At 43.0% G+C, this 265-nt stretch carries 1 protein-coding gene; it reads left to right on the plus strand.

Going from position 1 to position 265, the window contains the following annotated elements:
* A partial coding sequence (locus tag R2R70_RS20780; protein WP_410979020.1) for an FGGY-family carbohydrate kinase occupies positions 1-265 on the plus strand: 265 nt, incomplete at both ends.

Here is a 265-nt window from a genome sequence, read left to right on the forward strand (position 1 = left end):
ATTGTATTGAAAACACATGGCACCAAATGTCAGTGGTATTAAGCGCAGCAAGCTGTTTAACCTGGGTTACTCAATTAACCGGTTTTGAAAATGAAGGCGCACTTCTTGAACAAGTGAGTAAATGCGACTTTAGCAAACCAAGTTCAGTGATATTTTTACCCTATTTAACTGGCGAACGTACACCGCATAATAACCCCGATGCCAAAGGCGTGTTTTTTGGTTTAGACAGTGATACCGATGCAGCTGCCCTTGGCCGTGCAGTACT

The organism is Cobetia sp. SIMBA_158 (genome assembly GCF_046566945.1).
In the GTDB taxonomy this organism is placed as follows: Bacteria; Pseudomonadota; Gammaproteobacteria; order Pseudomonadales; family Halomonadaceae; genus Cobetia; species Cobetia amphilecti.